The organism is Streptomyces sp. WAC 04229 (genome assembly GCF_003947455.1).
Lineage (GTDB): Bacteria > Actinomycetota > Actinomycetes > Streptomycetales > Streptomycetaceae > Streptomyces.
In genome coordinates this window covers 17,056-36,659 of the sequence record NZ_QHJH01000064.1, presented here as the reverse complement: position 1 = coordinate 36,659, position 19,604 = coordinate 17,056, and the positions used below count along the sequence as shown (strand labels likewise).

20 protein-coding genes are annotated in these 19,604 nt (G+C 71.8%); 12 read left to right on the top strand and 8 right to left on the bottom strand.

What is annotated here, in order from left to right; translation table 11 throughout:
• Positions 1-165: 165 nt before the first annotated feature.
• A complete protein-coding gene (locus tag DMH12_RS19035; protein ID WP_185832406.1) occupies positions 166-516 on the bottom strand; it encodes a DoxX family protein in 351 nt (116 codons plus the stop codon).
• 105 nt (positions 517-621) lie between these two features.
• On the opposite strand from DMH12_RS19035, the gene DMH12_RS19030 reads away from it, so the two are divergent.
• A complete protein-coding gene (locus tag DMH12_RS19030) occupies positions 622-1,518 on the top strand; it encodes a LysR family transcriptional regulator (protein ID WP_125492744.1) in 897 nt (298 codons plus the stop codon).
• Positions 1,519-1,618: 100 nt separating this feature from the next.
• Positions 1,619-2,734, top strand: a complete 1,116-nt coding sequence (locus DMH12_RS19025; RefSeq protein ID WP_125492743.1) for an ADP-ribosylglycohydrolase family protein — start codon at positions 1,619-1,621, stop codon at positions 2,732-2,734.
• A 69-nt stretch (positions 2,735-2,803) separates the two neighbouring features.
• Here the strand turns inward: DMH12_RS19025 and DMH12_RS19020 are convergent, their stop codons facing one another.
• Positions 2,804-3,088 carry a DUF4190 domain-containing protein gene (locus tag DMH12_RS19020; protein ID WP_125492742.1) on the bottom strand — a complete coding sequence of 95 codons (285 nt, stop codon included), beginning with the start codon at positions 3,086-3,088 and terminating at the stop codon, positions 2,804-2,806.
• A 523-nt stretch (positions 3,089-3,611) separates the two neighbouring features.
• On the opposite strand from DMH12_RS19020, the gene DMH12_RS19015 reads away from it, so the two are divergent.
• The 5 genes from DMH12_RS19015 (at position 3,612) to DMH12_RS19005 (ending at position 5,560) form a co-directional block, all read left to right on the top strand.
• Entirely contained in the window at positions 3,612-3,932 is a 321-nt protein-coding gene (locus DMH12_RS19015) for a hypothetical protein (protein ID WP_260474250.1), read from the top strand.
• 435 nt (positions 3,933-4,367) lie between these two features.
• Entirely contained in the window at positions 4,368-4,493 is a 126-nt protein-coding gene (locus DMH12_RS40520) for an LPXTG cell wall anchor domain-containing protein (protein ID WP_079163546.1), read from the top strand.
• 306 nt (positions 4,494-4,799) lie between these two features.
• Positions 4,800-4,931, top strand: a complete 132-nt coding sequence (locus tag DMH12_RS39830; protein ID WP_256036505.1) for a hypothetical protein — start codon at positions 4,800-4,802, stop codon at positions 4,929-4,931.
• Between the two features lie 48 nt (positions 4,932-4,979).
• On the top strand, positions 4,980-5,117 hold the full coding sequence (locus tag DMH12_RS39125; RefSeq protein ID WP_159394612.1) for a hypothetical protein: 138 nt from the start codon (positions 4,980-4,982) through the stop codon (positions 5,115-5,117).
• A gap of 32 nt (positions 5,118-5,149) precedes the next feature.
• Complete coding sequence (locus DMH12_RS19005) at positions 5,150-5,560, top strand: VOC family protein (RefSeq protein WP_125492741.1); 411 nt, start codon at positions 5,150-5,152, stop codon at positions 5,558-5,560.
• 67 nt (positions 5,561-5,627) lie between these two features.
• On the opposite strand, the gene DMH12_RS19000 is transcribed toward DMH12_RS19005, so the two are convergent.
• The 3 genes from DMH12_RS19000 to DMH12_RS18990 form a co-directional block, all read right to left on the bottom strand.
• Positions 5,628-7,211: a sodium:solute symporter family protein gene (locus DMH12_RS19000; RefSeq protein WP_125492740.1), complete on the bottom strand. Its 1,584-nt coding sequence runs from the start codon at positions 7,209-7,211 to the stop codon at positions 5,628-5,630.
• A 226-nt stretch (positions 7,212-7,437) separates the two neighbouring features.
• Entirely contained in the window at positions 7,438-9,327 is a 1,890-nt protein-coding gene (locus DMH12_RS18995; protein ID WP_125492739.1) for an MFS transporter, read from the bottom strand.
• A 199-nt stretch (positions 9,328-9,526) separates the two neighbouring features.
• Entirely contained in the window at positions 9,527-11,977 is a 2,451-nt protein-coding gene (locus tag DMH12_RS18990; protein WP_399187895.1) for a D-alanyl-D-alanine carboxypeptidase, read from the bottom strand.
• A gap of 144 nt (positions 11,978-12,121) precedes the next feature.
• On the opposite strand from DMH12_RS18990, the gene DMH12_RS18985 reads away from it, so the two are divergent.
• From DMH12_RS18985 to DMH12_RS18975, 3 genes are all read left to right on the top strand, one after another.
• On the top strand, positions 12,122-12,883 hold the full coding sequence (locus DMH12_RS18985; RefSeq protein ID WP_122619708.1) for a GPP34 family phosphoprotein: 762 nt from the start codon (positions 12,122-12,124) through the stop codon (positions 12,881-12,883).
• A gap of 303 nt (positions 12,884-13,186) precedes the next feature.
• Positions 13,187-14,044: a helix-turn-helix transcriptional regulator gene (locus DMH12_RS18980; RefSeq protein WP_185832404.1), complete on the top strand. Its 858-nt coding sequence runs from the start codon at positions 13,187-13,189 to the stop codon at positions 14,042-14,044.
• Between the two features lie 176 nt (positions 14,045-14,220).
• Positions 14,221-14,412, top strand: coding sequence for a DUF397 domain-containing protein (locus tag DMH12_RS18975; RefSeq protein WP_125492736.1), 192 nt, complete (start codon positions 14,221-14,223; stop codon positions 14,410-14,412).
• Between the two features lie 95 nt (positions 14,413-14,507).
• Here the strand turns inward: DMH12_RS18975 and DMH12_RS18970 are convergent, their stop codons facing one another.
• The 3 genes from DMH12_RS18970 to DMH12_RS18960 form a co-directional block, all read right to left on the bottom strand.
• Entirely contained in the window at positions 14,508-15,368 is an 861-nt protein-coding gene (locus DMH12_RS18970; protein ID WP_125492735.1) for a MerR family transcriptional regulator, read from the bottom strand.
• 107 nt (positions 15,369-15,475) lie between these two features.
• A complete protein-coding gene (locus tag DMH12_RS18965) occupies positions 15,476-15,997 on the bottom strand; it encodes a glutathione peroxidase (RefSeq protein WP_125492734.1) in 522 nt (173 codons plus the stop codon).
• Positions 15,998-16,006: 9 nt separating this feature from the next.
• The gene (locus tag DMH12_RS18960) at positions 16,007-17,005 is read right to left on the bottom strand and encodes an ArsR family transcriptional regulator (protein WP_125492733.1); all 999 of its coding nucleotides are present in this window, start codon (positions 17,003-17,005) and stop codon (positions 16,007-16,009) included.
• 91 nt (positions 17,006-17,096) lie between these two features.
• Between DMH12_RS18960 and DMH12_RS18955 the strand changes: the two genes are divergently transcribed.
• Both DMH12_RS18955 and DMH12_RS18950 read left to right on the top strand, forming a co-directional pair.
• The gene (locus tag DMH12_RS18955; protein ID WP_125492732.1) at positions 17,097-18,308 is read left to right on the top strand and encodes an MFS transporter; all 1,212 of its coding nucleotides are present in this window, start codon (positions 17,097-17,099) and stop codon (positions 18,306-18,308) included.
• Between the two features lie 157 nt (positions 18,309-18,465).
• Positions 18,466-19,566, top strand: a complete 1,101-nt coding sequence (locus DMH12_RS18950; RefSeq protein ID WP_125492731.1) for a PP2C family protein-serine/threonine phosphatase — start codon at positions 18,466-18,468, stop codon at positions 19,564-19,566.
• Positions 19,567-19,604 lie beyond the last annotated feature (38 nt).

Genomic DNA, 19,604 nt, shown 5'->3' with positions numbered 1-19,604 from the left:
GCCCACGCCTCCCCGACCCCCTCCAGACCTGCGACGGCTGCGAACGCGCCTTCCGCGCCCAGCGACCGGGGCGGTGCCGTGACTGCCGTGAGGGCCGTGCCGGGGGGTACGCGGTGGCGTAGCGCGTGGCCCTTCGACAGCGAGCCCGCCCGGTGTGGGACCGGTTCACACGGCCAACGTCAGGCCGAGCGCCAAGCTGTTCAGCGCCAGGTAGCCGAGCGGGAACGCGATGTTGTGGAAGACCCGCGCGCGGACGTGCGCGGCGACCGCGCCGACGAAGAAGAGGGCGAGGCCGATTCCCGCGGCGATGCCGAGGGGCCGGGCGCCGAACAGGCCGAGGAGAAGCCCGGCGGCTCCGGCGAGCTTGAGGCCGACCAGCCACGGGAGCCATGCCGCGGGGACGCCCACCTCGGCCGAGTTGGCGAGGACGAAACGGGCCCGCAGCAGGTCCGCGACGGCGATCCCGGCGTTGGCGACGAGCGCGACGACGGTGACGGCCACGTAGGCGGTGAACACGGGCGCTCCTTCCGGGCGAGTCGAATTCCTTCCTCGTCCCCCTCTGGATCCAGCCTCACCGCCGCCCGTCGCGACGTCCAATACCTGCGTCTATAACCTGGTGGCATGGATGTCGACACCCGCTTGCTGCGGTACTTCGCGGCCGTGGCGGAGGAAGGGACCCTGACCAGGGCCGCCGAGCGGCTGTACGTGTCCCAGCCCGCGTTGACCAAGCAGATCCGGCAGTTGGAGGCCGGGCTCGGCGTGGAGCTGTTCACGCGGTCGCGGACCGGTATGACGCTCACCGCGGCCGGGCGGGCGCTGGCCGAGCGGGTGCCAGCCCTGCTGGCCGGGTGGGAAGGGGCGCTGCGGGAGACCAGGTCCGCGGCGAGCCGGGCGGCGCGCGTGCTGCGGGTCGGGTTCCTCGCCAGCGCCGCCAACGAGGCGACGCAGCCGATCATCGCGGCCTTCGCCCTGCGCCGGCCGGGCTGGCGGGCCGAGATGCGGCAGGCCGCCTGGTCGAACCCGTCCGCCGGGCTCGCCGACGCGGACGTCGACGTCGCCCTCGTGCGGCTGCCGTTTCCGGGGCAGGAAGCGCTGCGCGTGGTGGAGCTGTTCAGCGAGCCCCGTTGGGTGGCGCTTCCCGAGTCACACCCCCTGGCCGGACGGGAGACGATCGAGTTCCGCGAACTGTGGGACGAACCCTTCGTGGCGGCCCCGCCGGGGACGGGCCCGTGGCGCGAGCACTGGCTGGCCGCCGACGAGCGCGACGGCCACCCGGTGCGCGTCGGCGCCGTCACCGAGCAGCCGGACGACTGGCTCACCGCCATCGCCAGCGGATACGGCATCGCCCTCGCCCCCGAGTCGGCGGCCCGCTTCTACATCCGCCCCGGCGTCGTCTACCGTCCCGTCGGCTCAGTGAGTCCCAGCACGGTCGGGGTCGCCTGGGCCCCAGCCGACGACGACAACCCCGTCGTCCAGGACTTCGTGCGCTGCTGCCGGGAGACGTGCGGGGTGACGTGAACGTTTCCACACCGTTCCGCCCCTGAACCGACCCTCTCCCTTCGAATACAGTGCTGGGCGTCGTACGTACGGACCAAGTCGATGCCGAAGGGAGGTCCTGGTGGGCGCGACAGCCGGTGCCGTCTGGGGGCGTGCCGAGCAGCAGGACTTCCGCAGCCGGGTGCGCGGGACGCTGCTCGGCGTGGCCGTCGGGGACGCGTTCGGCGCGCCCGTCGACGGGCTGGACCTCGACGGGATCCGGGAAGCGCACGGCGCGGAGGGGCTCACCGATCTGGCCCCCGCCTACGGTCGGCGCGGCGCGGTCACCCACCTCACCCAGCTCACCCTGTTCTCCGTGGACGGGCTGATACGGGCCCAGGTACGGCGGGACACCGGCGCCTGGCATCCCCCGACCGACCTGCACCGGGCCTACCGGCGCTGGGCCGCCACCCAGCGCGACTGGGGTCCCGACCTGCGGCGCAAGGACGACGGCTGGCTGGCCCACGAGGAGTGGCTGTACGTCCGCCGCGACGCCCCCAAGGCGCTGCTGCTCGGGCTCGGGGACGAGACCATGGGGACGCCGGAGGCGCCCAAGAACCCCGGTGAGCGCGGGCCCGAGGCGGCGGCGCGATCGGCGCCCTTCGGCCTGCTGGTCGGCTGGGAGCCGCAGCTGGTCGCGCAGCTCGCCGTGGAGTGCGCGGCGCAGACCCACGGGCACCCCACCGGTTACCTGGCGGCGGGCGCGTACGCCGTGATCGTGCACGGGCTGGCGCGGGGGGAGAGCCTGGACGCGGCGGTGCAGCGCGCCCTCGCCCTGCTCGTCGCCCGGCCGGGACACCCACCCGTGACCGAGGCGCTCCAGCACGCGCTGGGCGCGGTACGGCAGGGGCTGCCGACCCCGGCGCGGGTCACCGAGCTGATCGGCGAGGGCACGGCGGAGGGACTGGTCGCCGCCTCGGTGTACTGCGCCCTGGTCGGCGAGGACGTACGGCACGGACTGCGGCTCGCCGTGAACCACGACGGCCCCTCCGCGGCGGCCGGCGCCCTCACGGGGGGCCTCCTCGGCGCGCTGCACGGCGAGACGGCCCTGCCCCCGGCCTGGCTGGCCGAGCTGGAGGGCCGGGCCACCCTGCTCGAACTGGCCGACGACTTCGCCATGGAGATGACCCAGGGCCCCGCCCTGCACGGCCCGGCGGGCTCGTCCCCGGGCTGGCTGGCCCGCTACCCGCGCGCGTAGCCCCGCCCAACGCGAGGGGCTCCGCGCAGGGAATACCTGCGCGGAGCCCCTGGCCGGCCGGTTCGGGCGTCAGCCGCCCACGTACCAGCTGAAACCGCCGCTCGAAGCGGCCACGGCCATCAGCACGATGAAGAGCACCACGTCGACGACGCCGAGTGCGATGGCGGCCTTCGCCATCCCGGCACCGCCCTTCGCCCCGGCCTGCCGCAGGCCGACGGCACCGAAGACGATGGCCAGCGGTCCGAGCACGATGTTCAGGATGAAGATGCCGACGACGCCGCACGCGAGACCGGCGACGGCAAGTCCGTTGGTACGCGAGCCTGCGGCAGACGCGCTGTTGCTGAAGTTCGTCATCGCTCTCTCCCCACCTCGGGTCCGGCTTCTGTGTGCTTCCGTATGCCCCGGCTTCCGGCGAACAGACGGCATGCGCACGAACACTTTCGGTCGCGGTTTACCGTCGCTTTGCCGAGGCGCGGCCCGCGCCCGCCCACGCGTGTCCAGATGACACCGCTTCGGCCTGCCCGAAAAAGCGCTATGCGGAGGGGCTTGTTCTGGCCCGCCTAGTTCGTATGTTCGAGGGCACGGGGGTCAAGTTGTGTGTCCTGTGTGACAGGTTGTGGCTTCCTCGTGACCACTGGGGTCTGCGAGGTCTGTCTTCCTGTGGGGGGAAGCCTTGATCCGACGCACCAAAGGTGCGCGGCTTTCGCGTGCCCGAAAGAGTCTCAGATCGCTTGCGTGTGCGGCCGCCGCGTCGGGGGCTTTCGCTCTGACGCTGGCCGCAGCGGGGACGGCGTCCGCCGGTACGGGGCCGCGCCCCGCTCCCGTAGACGCTCCGGCCCTCGCCGCGGCCAACGCCCCGTCGGAGGCCGGAAACCCCTTGTCCGTCCGGGCGTTGGAGGCCGGCGTCTGCGCGGACGCGTATCAGATCGGCACCACGTCGTACGCCTACCGAGGGACGGAGAAGATCGCCTCGGTGAAGCAGTTCTACTCGCCGGAGTGCGACGAGAACTACGGCTACGTGTGGGTGTGGAAGTCCTTCCTGGACAAGCAGATCAAGTTTGATCTGCAGGTCGGAGTGTGGTCCTACGATCGCTCCACGCTGCTGGGCGTGCGCCGCGAATACGACTCGCTCAACCAGGAGTTCTGGGTAACGGCGCCGACACTGTCGACGACTGCACCTCGGGGGACGGCACCCTGACCGTCGCCAGTGAGCCGGGCAGCTACGCCGCCAGGACGTCCAAGCGCTGCTGACGCGGCACGAGTGCGGGTGGCCGCCGCCCACCGGCTGCCACCCGCTGGGACCCGCTCCTCACATCCCCGGCTCTGACGCCCGATCAATCCAAGGAGAGTTCCTCATGCGCTCCCCCATGCCCGAAAGCCCGTGGACCAGACGCGGCAGACGTTCCACCGCGACCGCCATGGTCGCCTCGGCCGCCGGGGCAGCGCTCCTGGCTGCCCTGATACCTGCCAACGCAGCGGCCTCGCCGGCCGCTGAACCGGCCCCGCCCCGGCCGACGGCCTCCCCGGTGGGGAAGACCACGGCGCCCGAGAGCACACCCATCGGCGTCGCGGGCAAGGACCGTCCGCTGGTGCAGCCGGGCATCCTTCAGTCCACCTTCCAGGGACTCGGCAAATGAACCTAGCGGTAGTGGGTACCGGATTCGAGGACAATGCGGCAGCCACCGTCATCCTCGGAGTGATAGTCATGGTGGTGGCATTCGCCCTGCTCTACTGGCGCCGCAAGCGTGAAAAGAAGTAACAGACGCTCTGACTGGCCCTCTTTCATCCTGTCCCCGGCCGGGATGGGATGGGCTGGCCAGGTGCGGTGACGTGACGAAGTCCCTCGTCGTCGGTGTGTGGATCTCACGCAACACGCCATCTTCCGGGGGGCTTCGGTCTCCATCACGACATGGGCTTCGCCGGCGACGGAGACGCCGGCGAAGCCGCCGCGCACTCAGCGGGCAAGCGCACCGCGAGCACTGACCACACGCCACCCGTCCCCAGGAGTGCGGAGGCTCGAAATGATTTCACTCGCGGCATTCGTCGGTCAGATGAAGGACACCGCATGACGTCGACACTCGCTCGATCCGGCGCCGCGATCGGAGGAAGCGTCGGCGTGACGGTCGCCGTCATCGCCGTCGGCCTCCTCATCTTCGCGGTCGTCTCGCTGCGGAGGAGGAGCAGAGGCGACAAGTGACGGCAGTCGGCTTCCGCCCCTCCACAGACGACGACCAAAGGATCCGGCATGGAACTGCCCCTGTTGGCGATGGGAACGGGAGTCAAAGGAAGCCCCCTCGCCACGACGATCATTCTCGTGGTGGTCGTGGGGGTGGCCACCTGGTCCTTCTTCCGTGATCAGAAACGGCGGAAGAGCAAGGACTGACCACACCCCCCGTTCCCGCTAGCGTGGCCCGCATGGGTATCAGCATTCACACCACCGTCCTCCCGCACGACGACCCGGACGCGTCGCTGGTGTTCTACCGCGACGTCCTCGGGTTCGAGGTCCGGCAGGACGTGGGGCAGGGCGCGATGCGCTGGATCACCGTCGGGCCCGCCGGTCAGCCGGACATCTCGCTCCTGCTGGCGCCGCCCGCCGCCGACCCCGGGATCACCGAGGCCGAGCGCCGGACCATCACCGAGATGATGGCCAAGGGCACCTACGGGTGGCTGCTGCTCGCCACCAAGGACCTCGACGGCACCTTCGAGAAGCTGCGCGCCGGGAACGCCGAGATCGTCCAGGAACCGACCGAGCAGCCGTACGGCATCCGGGACTGCGCCTTCCGCGACCCGGCCGGCAACCAGATCCGGATCCAGGAAGTGCACTGAGCCCGACGCCCCCGGCCGGCACCCACAGTCACGGGTACCGGCCGGGGACGGAGACGTCCGCGCCGGGCTAGTCGCCCACCTTGCTGCCCGTCTTCGCGTCCCCCACCCCGGGCGCCGGCTTCGGGATGGCGGCCGTCGCGGCGGACACGTCGCCGTCGTCGTCGGTGTTGACGCGCTCGATGATCGCCAGCCGCTCCGGAGTGTCCTCCGGCTTCAGGTAGCCGACCACGATGTACAGGACCAGCGAGACCGCCAGCGGGATGGAGACCTGGTACTCCAGCGGCACCCCGCCCTCCACGTTCCAGCTGATCGGGTAGTTGACCAGCCAGAAGGCGAGCAGCCCGAGCCCCCAGCTGGTGAGCGCGGCGGTCGGTCCCGAGCGGCGGAAGGGCCGCAGCAGACCGAGCATCATCGGGATCGCGATCGGGCCCATCAGTCCGGCGACCCACTTGATGACGACCGTGATGATGTCCTTGAACGTCGGCGAGTCGACCTGCGTCGCCACCGCCATCGACAGCCCGAGGAAGACCACCGTCGTCAGCCGCGCCGCCAGCAGTCCGGCCCGCTGCCCCCACTCCCGCGCCCGCGACGACAGCACCGGGGCCACGTCCCGGGTGAACACCGCCGCGATGGCGTTGGCGTCCGAGGAGCACATGGCCATGGTGTGCGAGAAGAAGCCGACGATGACCAGGCCGAGCAGTCCGTGCGGCAGCAACTGCTCGGTCATCAGGGCGTACGAGTCGGAACCGTCCGGCTTCTGCGACTCCACCAGCAGCGGCGACATCCACATCGGGAAGAACAGCACCAGCGGCCAGACCAGCCAGAGCACGGCCGACAGCCGCGCCGACCGGGTGGCCTCGTGGGCGTTGCGGGTGGCCATGTAGCGCTGGGCCTGGTTGAGCATGCCGCCGTTGTACTCGAAGAGCTTGATGAAGAGGAAGGCCAGCAGGAACACCGTTCCGTAGGGGCCGACCAGCGGTTTCCCGTGGCCCTGGAGGGCGGGTTCGTCCCAGACGCCGAAGAAGCCGCCGTAGTCGCCGAGCTTCATCACCACGGCCACGAACATCGCCACGCCGGCCAGCAGCTGGATGATGAACTGGCCCAGCTCGGTCAGCGCGTCCGCCCACAGGCCGCCGATCGTGCAGTAGATGCCCGTGATGACGCCGGTGATCAGGATGCCCTGGTTGAGGCTGATGCCGGTGAAGACGGACAGCAGGGTGGCGATGGCCGCCCACTTCGCGGCCACGTCCACGATCTTCAGCAGCATGCCGGACCAGGCCAGCGCCTGCTGGGTGGGCAGGTTGTACCGGTTCTTCAGGTACTCCAGCGGCGAGGCCACGTGCAGCCGTGAGCGCAGCCGGTTGATGCGCGGCGCGAACAGCTTGGAGCCGATGGCGATGCCGAGCGCGATGGGGAACGACCATGTCACGAACGAGGTGACGCCGTAGGTGTAGGCGATGCCGGCGTAGCCGGTGAACATCACCGCGCTGTAGCCGGACATGTGGTGCGAGATGCCGGACAGCCACCAGGGCATCTTGCCCCCGGCCGTGAAGAAGTCGCTCACGTCGTCCACGCGTTTGTGCGACCACACGCCGATCGCCACCATGACGGCGAAGTAGCCGATGAGCACGGACCAGTCGAGACCGTTCATGTGCCCCCTTCCGGGGTCCGCCTTGTGAACTCCGCTCAGCTGGTTGGCACTTCGCACGAGCGGGGTAGGGGCGGGTAGGGGCGAGGCAGGGCGCGAAGTGCCCGCTCATCGTGGTTGCGTCGACGCGGGCACGACAAGGAAGGGGAAGGTCAAGAGGGAGTAAAAATGTTCGGCTTGCTGACCTCGGTTCACCTACATGAACGCCGAGAGTCCTTCCCCCAGAGGCTTACCTCAGCTCCTCCGGGCACGGCGTACCGCGCTGCAGTCCGTACGGCGCGGCCAGCCGGTACGTGCCCGCCTCGGGGGCGAGCAGCAGCGTCCACTTGTCGCCCTCGGCGGTCTCCTCGGTCTCCGTCACGCAGCCGTTCACGTTGTCGTACGTCTTCGGCGTGCCGTCGGGGCTGTTCTTGGAGGCCTCCGTCTCCTGCGGCGGCTGGAGCTTGTTGCCCTCCTCGTCGACCAGGCTCAGCCACGGCGAGTACGGCACCCGGACCAGGATCCGGCCCGGCTCCTTCACGTCGATCGTCCACTCGCCCTGCTCGGCGCGCTGGACCTCCGCGTGGGGCTCCGCCAGCGGGGTCGGGTTGGTCACCTGGAACAGCTGCCAGTTGGCGTCGCCCCAGATCTGCTTCAGGAACGGCAGCCCTCGCTGGACCAGCTCTCGCTCCCGCTCGCCGCCGTCCCCGTCCGGCTCGTCCTTCGGCAGCACCACGAAGTGCACCGCCCAGCGCTGCAGCCACTCGTGGTAGTTCGCCGAGTTGAGCGTGTCGTCGTAGAAGAGGGGGTTGCGCTCCATGTCGGCCTGACGGTTCCAGCCGCGGGCCAGGTTCACGTACGGCGCCAGCGCCGAAGCCTCACGGTGGGAGCGGGCCGGGACGACCTCGACCCGGCCGCGCTCGGCGCCGACCTCCTGGAGTTCGTTGACCAGCGGCGCCAGCTCCCGCGCCCACGAGGCGGCCGGCGTCGTGTGGATGACGTCGTCGGCCGACTTGAAGCCGATCCAGGCCACGAAGCCGACGAGCGAGACCACCAGCGCGTACCACTTGCGCGACTTCGGCACCGTGAACGGCAGCGCCGCCACCAGTGCCACCCCGGCGAAGAGCATCGCCAGGCGCGTGATGTTGGAGCCGATCTGCGAGCTGATCACCCAGACCAGCAGCACGGCCAGGCCGTAGACCGCCGAGGTGATCCGCACGGTGGTCCAGGTGCGCGGCACGAACGCGTAGACCAGGCCCGCGTACAGGACCGGCAGGGCCGCCGAACCGAAGGACATCGGCTGCGTGCCGGAGAAGGGGAACAGCCAGGCCGACAGCGCCACGACCGCCGCGGGGGCCAGCCCCAGCGACCAGGCCCCCGGCCGCCGCTTCTGGAGGAACAGCGCGACCGCCACCAGGCCCACGAACAGACCCGAGACCGGCGACGCCATCGTGGACAGCGCGGCCAGCGGCGCCGCGCACAGGCCCTTGGCCCAGCGCTCGTAGCGCCAGCGGTAGGGCCAGCAGAAGACCGCGGCGACCGCGCCGAGGCCGAACATCATGCCGAGGCCGAAGGTCACCCGGCCCGACGCGGCGTTGCCCAGCAGCCCGAACAGCCCCGCCAGCGAGGCCCACAGCGGATTGCGCACCACGCGGCTGCGGATCAGGATCATCGTCAGCAGGCCCGCCGACACCGTGCCCGCGATCATCATCGTGGTCCGCACGCCGAGCACCGACATCAGGTACGGCGAGACCACGCTGTACGACACCGGGTGCATGCCGCCGTACCAGGCGAGGTTGTACGCCGAGTCCGGGTGCCGGCCGACGAACTCCGACCACGCGTCCTGTGCCGCGAGGTCGCCGCCGCTGTTCGCGAACGTGAAGAACCAGACGACGTGGAGGACGCCGGCCAGGACGGTCACGGACAGCACGGGGTGGCGCAGCATGCGCTCGCGCACGGCGTGGAACGCGGCGTTCATCGGGGACGGCGCCTGCGGGCGGTCCTCGTGGGGCCCTTGCGCGTCCGTGCGTTCGGGGTCACGGCCGTCGCCCTCCCCGCGCGGCGCGGGTACGCGTGGTCGCGGGCCGGCTCCCGGGCCCGAATCGGCGTCGTCGGCGCGTGTCGGCTCCGCAGTGGCCACCTGAAGGCACTCCCCGTGTCCCGTCTTCTGCTTTGGGCCGTGTCCCGTTCCGGCGACCGGCGACCTGCCCCGTTTCGTGACGCTAGCACGCACGCCCGCACCGTGGCTTCCTCACTTTCGGCGCCCCACGCGCACGCCCCCGCGGCCGGTCGGCCACGGGGGCGTGGAGGCTTCGGCCGGGCCCGGGCCGGGCCCGGCGTCAGCCCACGCGGGTGAGCTTGTCCGTGAAGCCGGGCTCGGCGAGGTCGTCCCGCAGGGCGACCGGCACCTTCACCGCGCCGCTGCTGCCGCCGTCGCCGACCGCGAGGGTGCCGACCTTCGTCCCGGCCTTCGCCGTGTGCGGCACCTCGTCCGCCTTGAACGTCAGTTTCACGGTCAGCCCGGCCCAGCCGACCGCCTTGACGTCCTGCGTGGCGACGACCGGCGTGCGGCCGCCGAGGCCGTCGTCGACGTACCCGACGACGCTGCCCTTCTTCACGATCGTCGACGACTCCAGGGTGTCCTGCGCGGCCCGGATCAGCTTGTCGCTGGAGTCCAGCGCGGCACCGAGGATGGTGTTGTCCGCGCCGCCCGCCGGCTGCCGCACCACGGCACCGACGATGGTCCGGGTCTCGCCGTCGACGTCCTTCTTGGCCGCGAAGACGAGGTTGCCGAGCGCGGAGGTGGTGGTGCCGGTCTTGATGCCGACGACGTCGTTGTGGCCGACCAGGTGGTTCCAGTTGGAGTGGTTGACGCCCTTGTAGTCGTCGTAGGACATCATCGCCGCGACCTCGCGGAACGCGGGCTCCGTCATCGCCGCCTTGGCCAGCTTCACCTGGTCCACGGCGGTGCTCACGGTGGTGTTGTTCAGGCCCGACGGGTCGGTGTACGTGGTGTTGGTCATGCCGAGGTCCTCGGCGGTGGCGTTCATCTTCTCGACGAACGCCTTCTCGGACCCCGCGTCCCAGCGGGCGAGCAGTCGCGCCACGTTGTTCGCGGACGCGATGAGGATGCTCTCCAGGGCCTCGCGCTGCGAGATCGAGTCGCCCGCGAAGACGTTGACCGTCGACTCCTGGCCGGCCTGCGACTGGTCCTCGGCGGCCTGGTCGATCTCGATCTTCGGGCCCTCGGCGCCGCTCTTGAGCGGGTGCTCGCGCAGGATGACGTACGCGGTCATGACCTTGGCCACGCTCGCGATCGGTACGGGCTTCTGGTCGCCGGACGAGCCGAAGGTGCCGATGCCCTGCACGTCGAGCGCGGCCTGCCCGCTGGACGGCCACGGGATCTGCGGCTTGCCGCCCTCGAAGGTGAAGCTGTCCTCGGCCGTGAGGTCCAGGGTCGGCGCGGGCAGCGGGCGCATCGACTGCGCCACCGCGAAGACGATCAGGAGCAGGACGACCAGCGGCGTCCAGATCTTGACCCGGCGCACCGTCGTCCGCAGCGGGGTCTCCGGGGGCGGCGGGGTGTTGGTCAGCTCGGCCAGCAGGTCCAGCGGCGGCTTCGGCGGCAGCGGCTGCTGTGTCGTCCGCTCGGGGCCGACCTGCTGCACGTTGGCGGTGGGGGCGTTGCGGGGGACCCGCGGCGGCTCGGCGGGCCCGGCGGGCTCGGAGGGTGCCTTCGGGGCGCCCGGCGGCTTGCGCGTCGCCGGGTCGTCGAGGTGACGCAACGCCACGAACTTGCTGGTCCGCTCGGCGTCGCGCGGGTCGTCGGCCTTGTTCCCCTTGTCCGCCTCAGCGTCCTCGCCGACCTTGGTGTCTTTGTCGTCTTTGTCGGACTTCTTGCGGGGCGGGGCGACATCGCCCAGCTTCAGCATCGTCGTGGGCTGGTCGACGGGGGGCTTGGCGGGCCGCGTCTGGAACACGGCGGTGGGCTGGTCGACCGGACGCGCGTCCTCCGCGGGGGCGCCGGAGGGCTTCTCGTCGGCCTCCGGGGCCTCCTGGGGGGCCTCGGCGTCCTTCTGGGCGCCCTCGGTGGCCTCGTCCGCTTCCGGGGCCTCCAGGCGTGCGTTGGCGGCGGCCCGCTCGTCCGCGGTCGCCACCCATGCGGCGACGGCGTCCCGCAGGCGTCCGCCGCCGGGGGTGGCATCGTCCCCGGCGTCGTCCGCTTCCTCGGGTGCGGTAGACGTAGCGGGCGAGTCCGGCTTCTCGGACTTCTCCGGCGTATCCGCTTCGTCGGAGCCCTCCGAGGCGTCGGAGGCGCCGGACGCTTCAGCCTCGTCGCCCTCGTCGCCCTCGTCGTCCCGGGCGTCGTCGTCGGCGGACACCGCCTCGTCGGTCGCCTCGGTCGCCTCGGACGTCCCGGAGCCTTCGGCTTCCTCGGCCGGCTCCTCCTCGGCGGACCCCGCCTCCTCCACCTCGTCCGACTCCGCTTCCGTCTCCGTCTCGCGGACCGACAGCACCCGGGTCGCCGTGTCGACGCCCCCGCGCGGGCGCTCCGCGCCGTCGGACCCGGCGGACGCCGAGGACTTCGCGTCCTCCCGCGACACCGCCAGCCGCGGATCACGCCGTTCGCTCGCCTCGGTCCTGGCCTCGGGAACCGGACCCGCGCTCCCCGACGTCGGTTCTTCCGACGACTCGCGCTGCTTCGACCTGTCGGGGGACTCGCCCGCCACCGATGCCTCCTCCATGCGCCGCACGTGCTGTGCGCGCTGCCGATCCCGTACCGAAACCATTTACCAGTGTCCTGTGTACGGGGGGAACCCACGCGGAAGACGAGAACGACATACCTACTGGTTCCACTACAAACAGGTCACGCACCCTCGACAGACCAATGTGAGAGGGGTCACCCTGTCTCTCATCCACGCGGGGAGGCATGGATGGGCAGGAGCCGCAGAACACTTCCGGAGGAGCTTCTGCTGCTGGCGTTGGACCCGACCACGGGTACCACCGCACAGCCGCAGTCGCTCGACCTGGGTCTGGCCGGAGCGCAGCTGGTCGAGCTGGCGCTGGCCGGACGGATAGCCCCAGACGGGGATCGTATCGCCGTGGTGGCACCACGGCCGACAGGAGATCCAACACTGGACTGCGCGTTGGAGTTGCTGCGAAGGCGTGGCGCTCCCGTACGGGCGGTCAACTGGATTGGCGGGCCCCGCCTGGGGCTGCGCCAGACCTACCTCTCGCATCTGGAGCGATGCGGCATGGTGCATGCCGTGGAGGGCCAGATGTGCGGGGTGCTGCCGACGACTCGCTACCAGGCGACCGACACGGCGATCAGCAGGGAGATCAAGGCCCGCCTCGACTCGGCGATCCGCACCGGCGTTCCGCCGGATCCGCGGACCGCGGCGCTCGCCGCGCTGGCCCACGCGGTCGGTCTCGGCAAGCACCTCTACCCGGGCAACGAAGGACGTTCGTCGCGGTCCCGCCTGCGGGACCTCATCAGGCACGACCCCATGGGCGGCCTGGTGGCGCACGCGGTGATGGACGTTCAGAACGGCGCGGGAGCGCAGCCACGCCGCGCTCCGGCCGCACCGGCCGGCCGACAGGCCGCCGGACCGGGTGGCAGGCCCGCTCCGGAACCCGCCCGCGGTGTTCCGGCGCAACCACGCCACGGATCCATGGCGCGTGCGGTGGCCCACTGAGCCGCACCGCACCGCAGTGACGCACACGCAGTACCGCACCGCCGCACCGCCAGTCCCCAAGCCCGGTCACGGGAGCCGCAGGTCCGCGCGGGGCGGCGGGACCGACCGTACGTCCGGCATGCCCGGGCGGCGGCCCGGCCCGCCGCCCCGCGCGGCCATGTGTACGGGTGGCGTTCCGAACTGGCGTGTACGCGGCGCATATGGACCGTTTGCCAGCGGTAGAAACCACCTTGGTGGCAGTCTGCTCAGCAGCAGATACGCAAAGTGGCAAGTATGAGTCACGCAGCCGGAGGTGCACGTTCCGTGGCGTCGAGTGTCAATCCCACCGTAAGGCGGCGTCGGCTGGGCCAGGAGCTGCGCAGGCTCCGCGAGCTCAAGGGCATGACGGCAGAGGAGGTGGCGGAGCGGCTGCTGGTCTCGCAGTCGAAGATCAGCCGCCTGGAGAACGGCAGGCGCAGCATCAGCCAGCGCGACGTCCGCGACCTGTGCGGGGTCTACGAGGTCGAGGACCAGCGGATCGTCGACTCGCTGATGCAGATGGCCAAGGACTCGCGCCAGCAGGGCTGGTGGCACGCCTTCGGGGACATCCCGTACAGCGTCTACATCGGCCTGGAGACCGACGCGGAGTCGCTGCGGACCTACGAACCGCAGATCATCACCGGGCTGTTGCAGACTCGCGCGTACGCCGAGGCGCTCATCCAGGGCGCCCTGCCGGAGACTTCGGTCGCCGACATCGAGAAGCGGGTGCAGGTCCGCATACGGCGCCAGGAGCGCATCGCCGCCCAGAACAACCCGCTGCGGCTGTGGGTGGTGCTCGACGAGGCCAGCCTGCGCCGCGTGGTGGGCGGCAGGCAGGTGATGCGGGAGCAGTTGGAGCACGTCGCCGAGATGTCGCAGCTGCCGCACATCACCGTGCAGGTGCTGCCGTTCGACGTCGGGGCGCACCCCGGCATCAACGGCCAGTACTCGATCCTGGAGTTCGCCGACGCGGCCGACTCCAGCGTGGTCTACATCGAGGGCGTGACCAGCGACCTGTACCTCGAGAAGGCGCTGGACGTGCAGAAGTACACGGTGATGTACGAGCATCTGCGGGCGCAGGCGCTCAACGTGGAGCAGTCGCGCCAGCGCATCGAGGACGTGGCGAAGGAGTACGCGCGCTGAGAAAGGGGCGGATGCTACACCCCTGACTGGCGGTACTGGAAGACTCGCCTGGAATATGCCATCCGGTCGGGTGAATGGCTGCTCCGTACGGGAAGGTCAGCGAGTAGCGTCGATCACGCCAAAGATCACACGTCATTGGCGTAAACCGCACTCAGCAACTCGCCATCGGAGCAGACATGGCAATTCGTCAGGGCGCCCAGGAATCGTGGACCAAGTCCTCCTACTCCGGAGGGAACGGCGCGTGCGTCGAGGTCCGGTCACCCGTCGTGGCGGCGCTCGCCGTCCGTGACTCCAAGGTCCAGGAGGGCCCGGTCCTCGCCTTCCCCGCCGACGCGTGGAACGCGTTCGTGGGGTCGGTCAAGGAGTAACACCCCGAGGACGACTCCACGCACCGCCCGGCAGTACCGACGGCGGAGCCCTCTCGACCAGTTCGCCGACCTTGCCGAGAGGGCTCTGTCTCACCTCACCTCACCGGGAAGGCGATGTCGCACACCGGGTCCTCGGGACCCGCCGCCTCCCAGTCGGCGAAGTACACCTCGCGGCAGGGTCCCGCCGCCGTCAGTCCCTGATCGGCGATCCACGCCTCCACCGCCTCGAACGCGGTCAGGATCTGCGGATGCGCCACCTGCGCCTTGGTGATCCGGGTGTAGGCCAGCCGCCCGGCCGGCTCCACCCGCACCCGCGTCTGCCAGGCCCGTCCGCGTTCCTCGCACCACGCCCGGGCCGCCGCCTCGTCGGCCACCGGGACGCACGACTCCGCCGGGCCGTCGCTCTCCATCGACACCTCGGCGTGGTAGACGACGTACGGCGCCGCCGTCACGCCTCCGCAACCGCGGGCCGCCTCCTCCAGCCGCCCCAGCGAGGCGCCGATCCACGCCGGCAGTTCCGCCGCCAGCGTGTGCCGGGTCTCGGTGATCACCACCTGCTCGGGCACGTCCACCGTCTCGACCTCGAACCTCGCGTACATCTCGGAGCTCCTCCCCGACAGTCGCCCACGGAGGTGCTCGGTGAGCGTGCGCTGCCCGGCCACCCGGGCCTCCACTTCCGCCCAGTAGGCGTCCAGCAGGGCGGAGGCCCGGGGCCCGTCCGCGCGGACCACCTCCGCGACCCGCGCGAGCGGCATGTCCAGCTGGCGCAGCAGCGCCACCAGCCGGGCGCGTTCCGCCTGGCCGGCGCGGTAGTAGCGGTAGCCGGTGGCCTCGTCCACCCGGGCGGGCACCAGCAGGCCCAGCCGGTCGTACAGCCTGAGGGCCTTGGCCGACAGCCGGGCCCTCTCGGCGAACGCCCCGATGGTCAGCAACCCGTCGTCGCGCGCATCGTCCACGTCGTCATCCTCCGTCGCCGGACGGCTTCTCCGCCCGGCGACGACGACGCTCGGGCCTGACCCAAGGGGAAGGTCAAACGGCCCGTCGGCAGTTCCGGGCCGGTCGATCAGCCCGCCAGCCGGGCCTCCACCGCCGCCACGACCTCGGCCGCCTCCGGCTCGGTCTGCGGAGCGAACCGGGCGGCCACCTTGCCGTCCCGCCCGATCAGGAACTTCTCGAAGTTCCAGCGGATGTCCCCGCTGTGCCCCTCGGCGTCGGCGAAGCCGGTCAGGCGGTCGTACAGCGGGTGCCGGCCCTCCCCGTTGACCTCGACCTTCTCGGTCATCGGGAAGGTGACGCCGTACGTCGCCGAGCAGAACTCGGCGATCTCGTCGGAGGAGCCGGGCTCCTGGCCCATGAACTGGTTGCAGGGCACGCCCAGCACGGTGAAGCCCTGCTCCGCGTACCGCTCGTGCAGCCGCTCCAGACCGGCGTACTGCGGGGTGAGCCCGCACTTGGAGGCCACGTTGACCACCAGTACGACCCGGCCCGCGTACTGGGAGAGGTCGGCGGACCCGCCCTGGAGGGCGTCGACCGCGACGTCGAGGGGGAGGCTTTCGCTGCTGCGCGCGTTCTCTGAGGTCGTCATGCCCGGATGCTAGCCCCGCCCGGTGACGGGTTCCCCGGCCGCCTCCCCGGCCGCGGCCTCGACCAGGACCTCCCCGGCCGCCGTCCGTGAGTACAGCACCGACCGGCCCGACCGGCGTCGCTCCACCAGGCCGGCGTCCAGCAGGACCCGCAGGTGCCGCCCGACCGAGCCGAGGGCCTGACCGGTCACCCCCACCAGCTGGCTGGTGCTCATCGGGGAGCCCAGCAGGACCAGCACACCCGCGCGGGCCGGGCCGAGCAGCGCGCCGAGCGCCGCGGGGACGGTCCGCGCACCGTCGTCCGCGAGGGCGCCCGTGCACGGGTAGACCACCGCGTACCGCTCCGGTTCCTCCCACGCCACCCACCCCTGCCGCTGCGGGGTGATGGGCACGAGGGCCAGCTCGGCCCCGGACAGGTCGCGCGGCGGGTACGGGTTCAGGTTGATCTGGAGGCGGCTGTCGCCGAGCCAGCGGGTGCCGGGCCGCAGCGCGTCGAGCACCGCCGCCCAGCCGCCCCGGCCGACCCGCGCGGTCCGGGCGACGACATCCGCCTCCAGAACACGGCGGCGCCGCTCCCAGTCAGGCCGTACGGCGTCGGCCCAGACGTCCTCCAGCAGCGCGGCGGCGCGCTCGGGCAGGTCGTCCCGGTCCAGCGCGGCGGGCAGCACGCCCCCGAGGGACACGGCGAGGTCGGCGCGGGCCACGTCGGGGCGGGTCGCCCGGACGCGCGCGACACCCTCCTCGAACGTCTCGCCCTCCCGCGGTGCGGGCGTGAGGAAGTCGGCGATCCACTCCCGCCCGGCGCCCGCGCGGACCAGCAGCGCCGTCAGGGGATCGTCCGCGAGCCGGCGCCGGTACGCGGGCAGCCGGGCGTCGAGCCAGGCGCGTTCGCCCGGGTGCGCGGCCACGTCGGCCTGCAGCAGCTTCAGGCAGGCAAAGGTCTCGGCCAATGGCGAGACGACGAAACGGCTGCGCGCGAGGGTGTCGGCGTTGATCTGCCACCAGCCCATACGGCCCCTCCCACCGATGTTCCCGCCGCCGACGTTTCGCACGGACGCGAAAGAATAACGGCCGGTCCCCGCGGCGGCCCAGACTCCCCGCATGCCGGACTCCCGCCGCACGAGCTACGCCGACCTCTTCCGCACCCCGGAGTTCAGCCCTCTCTTCCTCTCCTCCTCGGCCAACATCGCCGCCCAGACGGTGAGCGGACTGGCGCTCGGCACCCTGGTGTTCCGCGCGACGGGGTCGCCGCTGCTGTCCGCGGTGAGCATGTTCGGCCCGGCACTGGCCCAAGTGCTGGGCGCCACCCTCTTCCTCTCCGGCGCCGACCGGCTCGCCCCCCGCACCACGCTGGCGGCGCTCTCCCTGGCCTTCGCCGCCGCCACCGCCGCCCTCGCCCTGCCCGGCCTGCCCATCTGGGCCATGCTCGCCATCGTCCTAGCCGAGGGACTGATCGCCTCCCTCGGCGGCGGCGTCCGCTGGGGCCTGCTGACCGAGATCCTCACCAAGGACCGCTACCTGACCGGCCGTTCGCTCTTCAACATGATGAGCGGCGTCATGCAGATCGCCGGATACGCGACCGGCGGCATCCTGGTCACCCTGCTGTCCCCACGCCTGTGCCTGCTGCTCGCAGCAGGTCTGTACGCCACCGCGGCGGCCCTCGCGCTGCGGCTGATTCGCCGTCCGCCGCGCGCCGCCGGCCGCCCCTCGGTGCGCGCCACCTGGCACGCCAACGCCCTGCTCTGGTCCGCCCGTCCGCGCCGCCACGTGCTGCTGGCCCTGTGGATCCCCAACGGCCTCGTCGTCGGCTGCGAGTCGCTGTACGTCTCCTACGACCCCCGCGCGGCCGGCACCCTGTTCGCCTGCGCCGCGCTGGGCATGCTCGCGGGCGACGTGACGGTCGGCCGGCTGCTCCCGGCCCGGCTGCGCCCGCGGTTCGGCATCCCGCTGCTGGCGCTGCTGGCCGCGCCGTACCTGGCGCTGTTGCTGCGCCCGCCGCTGCCGCTGACGGCCGTACTGGTCGCGCTGGCCTCCGTGGGCTTCGGCGCGAGCCTGGTGCAGCAGGAGCGCCTGGTCGCCCTGACCCCCGACGAACTCTCCGGGCACGTCCTCGGACTGCACTCCGCCGGAATGCTCACCCTGCAGGGCGTCTCCGCGACGCTGGCGGGCACGGTCGCCCAGTTCACCTCCCCGGCGACGGCGATGACCGTGATGGCGGCGGCCTCCCTCACGGTGACCCTCGCGCTGACGGTCGCGAGCCGGCGCGACGCGGCGGACGGGGGGCTGCTGCCGAGGCCGGTCCGGGCGGCGTGAGAAGCCGTGCGCGGAGGAAGTCCGCTCGGCCTCGATTGGGTTAAGGCCCCCCGGGACACTCCTGCGTGGCGGGACCCTTGCATAGTCTAAAGACTGGGTAGGGGCGCCTGAGGACAAGGAGAGGGCGGCTCTTGAGCGCCGTGCCACCGGAGTAGCCATGATCGTGAAGATGCCGCCGTCCGCTTCGGCGGCGCTGGCCTGGATGCCCGTCGCGGCCATGGCCGTCGTCGCCGTCGTGGACGTCTCCGCCGGGCCCGGGGTGGGGTTCCTGCCGCTGGTGTCGCTGGGACCGGCCTTCGCGGGGCTGGTCGGCGGCTGGCGGCGTACGGCGGTGATCGGGCTGGTCGCGCTGCTCCTGTGCGTGGGCCTCGGCGCCTACAACGACCTCCTCGACCGGCCCCGCGGCTACACCGCCATGGCGTCCGTCGTCGGCGTGACCGGCATCGGCATCGCGGCGGCCGTGATGCGCTCGCGCCGGGAGGCGGAACTGGCCAGCGTCCGCTCGATCGCGGAGGTGGCCCAGCGGGTCCTGCTGCGCCCGGTACCGCTGACCGCGGGCCCGCTGCAGGCCGCTGTCTCGTACACCTCGGCACTCGCCGAGGCCCGGATCGGCGGTGACCTGTACGAGGTGGTCGCCTCGCCGCACGGTGTCCGGGTGATCGTCGGCGACGTGCAGGGCAAGGGGCTGGACGCGGTGGAGACCGCCGCCCGGGTCCTCGGCGCCTTCCGGGAGGCGGCGTACGACGAGAAGGACCTGGTCAAGCTGGGCGAGCGGCTGGAACGCAGCGTCGCCCGCGACCTGGACGACGAAAAGTTCGTGACCGCGATCGTCGCCGAGATCGGCGACGACCACCGCGTCGTCCTCCTCAACTACGGCCACCCGGCGCCGATGCTCGTCCGCGGTGACGGCACCGCCGACTTCCCCGAGCCGCCCGCCTACGCCCTGCCGCTGGGCCTGGCCGCACACGGCGGCCCCGGCCCGGACCCCTTCCCGGTGCCCTTCGGCCCCGGCGACCAACTGCTCCTCTACACGGACGGCGTCACCGAGGCCCGGGACGACCGGGGCGCCTTCTACCCGCTCGCCGAGCGCGCCCGCCTCCTGCGTGACCCCGACGTCCACCGCTCCCTGGACGCCTTGCGCGAGGACCTCGTGCGGCACGCGGCGGGACCGCACCACGACGACGCGGCGATGCTGCTGCTGCGGTACCAGGGCCACGCAGGTTCCGGATGCGCCGCCGGAGGGCCGGGCGCAGACTGACCGGGTGAGCGGAACGCACACGGAGCGGGACCCGGACG